This window comes from Alysiella sp. (assembly GCF_030525755.1).
Classification (GTDB): domain Bacteria; phylum Pseudomonadota; class Gammaproteobacteria; order Burkholderiales; family Neisseriaceae; genus Simonsiella.
In genome coordinates this window covers 1-6,412 of the sequence record NZ_JAUNEC010000068.1, presented here as the reverse complement: position 1 = coordinate 6,412, position 6,412 = coordinate 1, and the positions used below count along the sequence as shown (strand labels likewise).

The following is a 6,412-nucleotide window of genomic DNA, read 5'->3' as shown; positions in this document are numbered from 1 at the left end:
CTACGCCGATGAATGCCCCCAAGAAAATGCCCGACTGGGCATACAACCAAATGATTGATGGCTTACAAAAATTGCTGGTTTTAAGACTGCAAGGCGCACCACCAGCCGACACCATCACCGCATTGGCAGCCGTGTGGGAAGAAGCCCTCACGCCCATCACCCGCCACTGGCAATCCGAAACCGACCACAACAGGCTACCTGAAGCCTTCCGATGCGTGATGCAGCAATCAAGCAGATGGATAAGCCCAGCGCAACTGATAGAGCAAATCCCAGCACGACAAGTCCCACCGATTGCAGGACTAATCGAAGCCAAAGCCCCACCGCTCACACCCGAGCAAATCGCCAAAAACAAACAGCGATTAAAGCAAATCCTGCAAATATTGGCGCAAGCCAAACAACTTTAAACACAGGCTACCTGAAGCCCCGTAGGTCGGGCATTCATGCCCGACACAATCCGCAAATCATTCCCTTTAACCCCCCAATGGAGACAAAACCATGACAAAAAGCAAAACCAAAACCCAAGCCGTCATTGGCTGCCAAAGCCGAGATGAAGCCGTAGAAGCCATCAAACGCATCGGCGATTTAGTCCGCGACAAAGACCGCGTTCAGGCAGCCCTAAACGACCAAGTCGCCGAGCTACAAAAGCAGGCAGATGAAGCAGTTGCACCGCTAACAGCCGAAATCGAACAACTGGAAGAAGCCGTAAAGGTATGGGCAACCGCCCACCGCGATGCGCTGACCGACAACGGCAAAGTCAAATTCGCCGATCTGACCACAGGCATCATACGCTGGCGCAACAATCCGCCCAAATGCACCGTTTCAGGTGTCGATGCGGTACTCGCGCTGCTGGAAAACAACCCGATTTTTGAACGCTTTATCCGCGTGAAAAAAGAAGTGAACAAAGAAGCGGTGCTGAACGAACCCGAATTTTTTACCGCTCACCCCGTAGCAGGGTTGAAAATCGTGCAGGGTAAAGAGTTCTTCGTCATCGAACCACACAATCAGGAGCTTTCATAATGAAACTCTGGCTGATTGAAATCAGCCACAACATCGATATGCTGTGCAATGCCGTATTTTGGATTATTGCCTTGATTGTATGGATGGGTTATGCCAAAAGCCGCAGCTTGAGTGTAGGGATTCATCCTAAACTTGTGCTCGTTTGGTCTGTTTCGGCTTTGGGCATACTGCTTATCCCGTCAAAAGATGCATTAGTCCAAATGCTGGGCTAGGCTGTTTTCAGGCTGCCTGAAAACAAAAACACCGCAACGGCGGAGCGGTTTTTAAAAATCCGCCGATTTTTTAAATCTTGTTTAATTGGAGTTTAAAACCATGAATAAATCTGAATTGATTGAAGCGATTGCCGAACGCGCCGCAACGAGTAAAAAGCAAGCAGAAAATATGCTGAACTCATTTTGCTATGCGGTTGCTGATGAATTGGAACGCGGTGGCGAAGTGAACATCACGGGCTTTGGTAGTTTTACCGTTGCTGAGCGTGCTGAACGCGCAGGACGCAATCCCAAAACAGGCGAGCCGATTACCATTGCTGCCAGCAAAACCGTGAAATTCAAAGCAGGTAAATCGTTGAAAGACACGGTCGCTTAATTTTCTAAACCAAACCGCACGGTTTCAGGCTGCCTGAAACCGTGCGACATAAGGAAAAACATCATGGCAAAAACCTATGAAGAAAAACGCAAAGGATTGATTGCAAAAATCAAAGTTGCACAGAAAGAATTGGCATTGGACGATGATAACTACCGTGCCATTTTGCAGCGTGTGGTGGGGCAAGACAGTTGCAAATCATGCAATTTGCTGCAACTGCAAAAAATCATGGCGGAAATGCAACGCTTGGGCTTTAAACCCACCACCCAATCCATCGGTCGCAAGCCTTTGCATTTGACTGATGTGTCTGAATTGATGAACAAAATCGCGGTTTTGTTGAAAGAAACAGACAAAACTTGGGAATATGCCAATGGCATTGCCAAGCGTATGTTTCAAAAAGACAATGTCAATCAACTGAATGAGCAGCAACTTCGCAAAGTATTGATTGCGCTCAATTACCAAAATTTGAAAACACAGGCAGCACACGCAAAAAAGGCATAAAAAAATCCGCCAAACAACATGGTCGGCGGACAGTAAAAATCTAAAATAAATCAAATTATATCATAAACTTAAACGAAAGAAAGCCGACCATGCAAAACCTTTATTTTCTTGAACAAGATTTGGCGCAACTTCGTCATTTGCTGCCACCTGCTTTTGAACAGTTGCTGCTGGTGGCAGGCGAAGAAGCGGCATTCACTTTGGTGCGCCACTATGCTGGCACACACATTCCCATTGGCAAAAATCAAATCAAACAAGGCAAAGTGTTACACGCCATGCTTGCCGAAGCGGTGGGCGAAGACATTGCTTTGAAAATTGAAGCCGCATACGCCACGCAGCGCAAAATCTACATTCCCAAATGCGAAAATGCGGTGTTGGAATTGCGAAACCGCTTAATCCGCCGTCAATTTGATGAATGGACACAACAGGGCAAAATGTCTGCCATGCTTGCGGTAAACAATTTGGTGGCAGAACACAAATTGAGCGACAGGCGCATTTGGAGCATCATCAAGCAATCGGACAGGCTACCTGAAAACGACAGCCCCAATCAAAACAGTTTGTTTTAAACCCAAACAGGTTAATGCTTTTTCAGGCATTAGCCTGTTTTTTTATTGGGGTTTTGGCTAAAATACCCATTCTAAAATTAAGGGTAAACAATATGGAACAAGATTATTTATCATTAGCCATTCAGCAGATTTTGTGGGAATTTAAGCTCAATCCTGATTTGAATTTGGAAAATAAACTTCAACAAGCATTTGAATTTTATGATAATGAAAACAGGAGAACGGTTGTTAAGCATTTTATGCAACAACTTGATTACCAAGATTTTGAGTGGCGATATTTCAATGAATGTGTGAAATTTTGCCGAGACCACAACATTATTCCATACGATTTCCATTTCTTGTTTGAATACCCTAAAACACCCAAAAATGTGGTTGAATTTTTAGAACAATTAACAGTATCTGAAATAAAACAAATTGCGAAAAATAAAGGCATCAAAGGTTTGCCTACTCGCAAAGCAGAAATGATTTTGGCAATCAGCCAACAGCTTAAAGCCATTGATTTACAAGATGACGCAAAAAATTTTATTCGTAATAAAATGATTGATTACAACAAAAAATTATTTAAAGAAAAATGTCATTTATTGGTTTGTGGTATTTTCCAACGTTATACCGCTTTACAACAAAATGAAAAAAAGATTGATTTAAGAATATTTGAAGCTCAACTGGGTTTTATCACACATGATAGACAAGAGGATACAACGTTATTTATGAAACACTGTATTGTCAAATATCCTCAACCAGACCCACAAACAGGGCGATTTTTACAATTACCGCCCTACTTTTTAGGAGACCCTACATTTTTATCTTATAAATATAAACGCAGAGAAAAATAAATTTTAATGAAACAATAAATGACAAAACGATTGCAAAAACCGCTTAAACGTTTACCGCGTTTAGGCGGTTTTTTTGCGCGTACTGAAATGCTACAAGACACGGTAGGCAGCCTGAAAAACGATAATCAACGCATTATCAAACAACTGGATTGAGCAATATGAACGAAACCCAAATCGCACAACAAAACACAGCGCAAGCATTGGCAAATGGCGCGTTTTTTGACTATGTCCGCAAAAATCTGTTTTCAGGCAGCCTGAATCAAAGCCAAGTGGACGGCATTAATGCGCTGGTGTTGGCTGGTGTGGAACACGGTCTGACCGTGCAGCAGCACGCTTATGTGCTGGCAACCGCGTATCATGAAACCGCACGCACCATGCAACCGATTGCCGAATATGGGCGCGGACAGAATTACGCCTATGGTCGCTGGCAAACCAACAGTGTAGGCGTGAAATACTGTTACAAAAACGGCTCGCGTGATGTTGTCTATACAGAAAGCGAATGCCCACACTTATTTTACGGTCGCGGTTTCGTGCAACTGACGTGGTACGACAATTATTTACGCGCAGGGCAAAAGCTGGGCGTGGATTTGTTGAACAATCCCGATTTGGCTTTGCAAATGGATTTATCCGCCAAAATCATGATTTTAGGCATGAAAGAAGGCTGGTTCACAGGCAAAAAATTGTCCGACTACATCAACGACAACAAAACCGAATACGTTGCCGCTCGCCGAACAGTTAATGGTATGGATAAGTCAATTCAAATTTACAAATATGCGCTTGTGTTTGAAGCGGCTTTAAACGCGGTTTAAAAGGGGCAGAAATATGGGCTTACCCAAAATAACGAAATTTTTATCCGCACTTGTGATTGCAAATACGGTGGGCGAACAGGTGCGTTTTGAGATGAAACGTACTCCAACATTCGCGCTCGTGCCGCGTTATCCCATCAATTTAGGCAAATCAGGCGTAGCAGCCGCCAAACGTGCCGCTCGCCAACGCCGTTCGCAAAGAAAGTAAGGTTATGCGTTTATGGAAAAGGGTAAACAAAGTCGGCAAAACATACGGACATCTGCCACCCAATATCGCGCAAATGCGAATGTATCGCCACCGCGTGCCACAACGGGGCAAAAGTCATTTTCAGGCAGCCTGAAACATTGGTTGGGTGGCATGGTAAACAATCCGACCACAGGCGCGTTGTCATCAGACAAAGTTTGGTACAACGTGATGGCAGGGGCAATGACATGGCAATTTTTAAGCACCGAGCCAGCCGAATGGAAATGGGTTACTTTTGGCAGCATTGTGGGCGGTGCAAGTTTGATTAAACGTGGCATTGCTGGCATTCAGCAGGTTAGTGAAAAACGGATTGAGAAAGGCGATTAAATGGAAACATCCATTTTGGCAACATTACCTGAATGGCAAATTAAACGCCTTATTCATGCCGTTTTGATGGCGGCTGAACAAGGCGAGATATTAAGTGTGTCGCAAGTAGAGCAAATTGCAAAAACACTTAATCAATTAAATGCTTTAACAGGTCAAGATTAACATCATCAGAAATATGTTGTTCAAAAAATTCAATCCAATTTTGTAAACAACGTTCGGCATGATGTCCAGCATCAACAATTTGTTTTTGTTCAAGCTGTGCCAATAAAAATCTGATGGCAATGGCTTCTGCATCGGCTTTTTTCATTGTTAATCACCTTTGATTTGTTGGAAAAACAAAATCATATCACAGGAAAAAAATGATGTTGTTATTTTTAAAATACCACCGCTATTTGCTTGTCCCATTGATTTTATTGCTGTTAATGGGTTTGGCGTTTTCATTTGGACACCGTTCAGGCAGCCTGAAAACCCAATCCCATTATCAACAAATCTTGTTGCAACAAGCGCAAGAACATCAAGAAAAACAAGCCCTTTGGCTCAAACAAGCCGAACAAATCAGCCAACAGCAGCTTGAATTTCAAAAGCAAAATGAAATCCAAGCCAATGAATTAAAAAAGGAAATCCACAATGTTATGGCAAAAGACCGCGCCAATGGTGTTGGCGATTGCACTTTTGGCGAGTACAGCTTGCAGCACTACAAAAAATCACTCGGTTACGAGTAAACCTGTTCCACAAGCCCTGCTCGTGATGCCACAACGCCCTGAACCACCGAAAGACGGCTCACAGGAAGCCATTTTGACCCATGCGGTTGAGTTTGGGCGTTATGTGAAAAATTTGGAAAATCAACTGCGTGGCTGGATTGGCTGGGCAACGGAGCGTGAATGATGAATTACCGTGAACAAGTCCAGCGCGTGTTGTCGGTGCATCATGCTCGCATTGAATTGGGATTGAGCAAGGTGCGCGAACAGGAAATGTTTGTTTCGCGCATCGGCGATATTTTAAGGCGCAACCGCATTGAACACAGTTTGCATTTGAATTTGCAGTTTGATGTGGTTTTCAGGCTGCCTGAACACATCATGGGCGCGGAAAATCTGCTGCGTACGGTGTTTGTTGGCTGTCATCTGGAACGTGGTGGCAAAGGCTGGATTGTGTCTGATGCGGTGCATGAATACCTGCAAGTGCGGTTGATGGGGGACAATGACGATGGACTTTGAATTTGGCTTTAAAACCCTGTGGGGCGTGGCAACGGCTGCTGGCTGGTTTTGGGTAAACGGCTTGTCGCAACGCCTGAAAGAAGCCGAACAGGAACGCGAAAAATTGCGCGAGCGTTTGCACGATGTGGAAAAAGGCTACCAAAGCAAAAGTGATGCACGCGAATTGCGCCAAGAAATTTTGGACAATCTGCGCGAAATCAAAGGCAGCCTGAAAGAAGTAAACGAGAAATTAGACAAAAAGGCAGACAAATCATGTCCGTAAACCAAGACCCCATTTTACAAGCCTTGAAAGAAATTCAAGCAAAACAAGATGTAACCATCGCCAAAC

17 protein-coding genes are annotated in these 6,412 nt (G+C 44.1%); 16 read left to right on the top strand and 1 reads right to left on the bottom strand.

All coding sequences use genetic code 11. From position 1 onward, the window contains the following. The 12 genes from Q4B82_RS09110 to Q4B82_RS09055 form a co-directional block, all read left to right on the top strand. Window positions 1-404: hypothetical protein (locus tag Q4B82_RS09110; protein ID WP_303066145.1), on the top strand; the 404-nt coding region annotated here is incomplete at its 5' end. 91 nt (window positions 405-495) lie between these two features. Beyond that, window positions 496-1,017: a host-nuclease inhibitor Gam family protein gene (locus tag Q4B82_RS09105; RefSeq protein WP_303066144.1), complete on the top strand. Its 522-nt coding sequence runs from the start codon at window positions 496-498 to the stop codon at window positions 1,015-1,017. Then, window positions 1,017-1,229 carry a hypothetical protein gene (locus Q4B82_RS09100; protein WP_303066143.1) on the top strand — a complete coding sequence of 71 codons (213 nt, stop codon included), beginning with the start codon at window positions 1,017-1,019 and terminating at the stop codon, window positions 1,227-1,229. The genes Q4B82_RS09105 and Q4B82_RS09100 overlap by 1 nt, the downstream gene beginning before the upstream one ends. A 100-nt stretch (window positions 1,230-1,329) precedes the next feature. Next, window positions 1,330-1,602: an HU family DNA-binding protein gene (locus Q4B82_RS09095; protein WP_303066142.1), complete on the top strand. Its 273-nt coding sequence runs from the start codon at window positions 1,330-1,332 to the stop codon at window positions 1,600-1,602. Window positions 1,603-1,665: 63 nt separating this feature from the next. Next, window positions 1,666-2,100: a gp16 family protein gene (locus Q4B82_RS09090; RefSeq protein WP_303066141.1), complete on the top strand. Its 435-nt coding sequence runs from the start codon at window positions 1,666-1,668 to the stop codon at window positions 2,098-2,100. A gap of 89 nt (window positions 2,101-2,189) precedes the next feature. Beyond that, window positions 2,190-2,663 (top strand): Mor transcription activator family protein, encoded by a 474-nt coding sequence (locus Q4B82_RS09085; protein ID WP_303066140.1) that lies wholly within the window; start codon window positions 2,190-2,192, stop codon window positions 2,661-2,663. A gap of 92 nt (window positions 2,664-2,755) precedes the next feature. Then, complete coding sequence (locus Q4B82_RS09080) at window positions 2,756-3,493, top strand: Rho termination factor N-terminal domain-containing protein (RefSeq protein ID WP_303066139.1); 738 nt, start codon at window positions 2,756-2,758, stop codon at window positions 3,491-3,493. Between the two features lie 18 nt (window positions 3,494-3,511). Continuing rightward, a complete protein-coding gene (locus Q4B82_RS09075) occupies window positions 3,512-3,646 on the top strand; it encodes a hypothetical protein (RefSeq protein ID WP_303066138.1) in 135 nt (44 codons plus the stop codon). Between the two features lie 5 nt (window positions 3,647-3,651). Next, window positions 3,652-4,302 carry a glycoside hydrolase family 19 protein gene (locus Q4B82_RS09070; RefSeq protein WP_303066137.1) on the top strand — a complete coding sequence of 217 codons (651 nt, stop codon included), beginning with the start codon at window positions 3,652-3,654 and terminating at the stop codon, window positions 4,300-4,302. Between the two features lie 13 nt (window positions 4,303-4,315). Next, window positions 4,316-4,507 carry a hypothetical protein gene (locus tag Q4B82_RS09065; protein ID WP_303066136.1) on the top strand — a complete coding sequence of 64 codons (192 nt, stop codon included), beginning with the start codon at window positions 4,316-4,318 and terminating at the stop codon, window positions 4,505-4,507. 12 nt (window positions 4,508-4,519) lie between these two features. Continuing rightward, window positions 4,520-4,870, top strand: a complete 351-nt coding sequence (locus Q4B82_RS09060; protein WP_303066135.1) for a hypothetical protein — start codon at window positions 4,520-4,522, stop codon at window positions 4,868-4,870. Continuing rightward, window positions 4,871-5,032 carry a hypothetical protein gene (locus Q4B82_RS09055; protein WP_303066134.1) on the top strand — a complete coding sequence of 54 codons (162 nt, stop codon included), beginning with the start codon at window positions 4,871-4,873 and terminating at the stop codon, window positions 5,030-5,032. It begins immediately after the preceding gene. On the opposite strand, the gene Q4B82_RS09050 is transcribed toward Q4B82_RS09055, so the two are convergent. Further along, on the bottom strand, window positions 4,998-5,177 hold the full coding sequence (locus Q4B82_RS09050; RefSeq protein WP_303066133.1) for a hypothetical protein: 180 nt from the start codon (window positions 5,175-5,177) through the stop codon (window positions 4,998-5,000). The genes Q4B82_RS09055 and Q4B82_RS09050 overlap by 35 nt on opposite strands. 55 nt (window positions 5,178-5,232) lie before the next feature. Here Q4B82_RS09050 and Q4B82_RS09045 point away from each other — a divergent pair, with 55 nt between their 5' ends. From Q4B82_RS09045 to Q4B82_RS09030, 4 genes are read left to right on the top strand one after another with little or no spacing between them, the layout of a single operon-like run. Further along, entirely contained in the window at window positions 5,233-5,592 is a 360-nt protein-coding gene (locus Q4B82_RS09045; protein WP_303066132.1) for a hypothetical protein, read from the top strand. After that, window positions 5,498-5,755, top strand: a complete 258-nt coding sequence (locus Q4B82_RS09040) for a hypothetical protein (protein ID WP_303066131.1) — start codon at window positions 5,498-5,500, stop codon at window positions 5,753-5,755. The genes Q4B82_RS09045 and Q4B82_RS09040 overlap by 95 nt, the downstream gene beginning before the upstream one ends. Next, a complete protein-coding gene (locus Q4B82_RS09035) occupies window positions 5,752-6,084 on the top strand; it encodes a hypothetical protein (RefSeq protein ID WP_303066130.1) in 333 nt (110 codons plus the stop codon). The genes Q4B82_RS09040 and Q4B82_RS09035 overlap by 4 nt, the downstream gene beginning before the upstream one ends. Continuing rightward, a complete protein-coding gene (locus Q4B82_RS09030) occupies window positions 6,074-6,346 on the top strand; it encodes a hypothetical protein (RefSeq protein ID WP_303066129.1) in 273 nt (90 codons plus the stop codon). Before Q4B82_RS09035 ends, Q4B82_RS09030 begins: the two co-directional genes overlap by 11 nt. The last annotated feature ends 66 nt before the right edge of the window (window positions 6,347-6,412 follow it).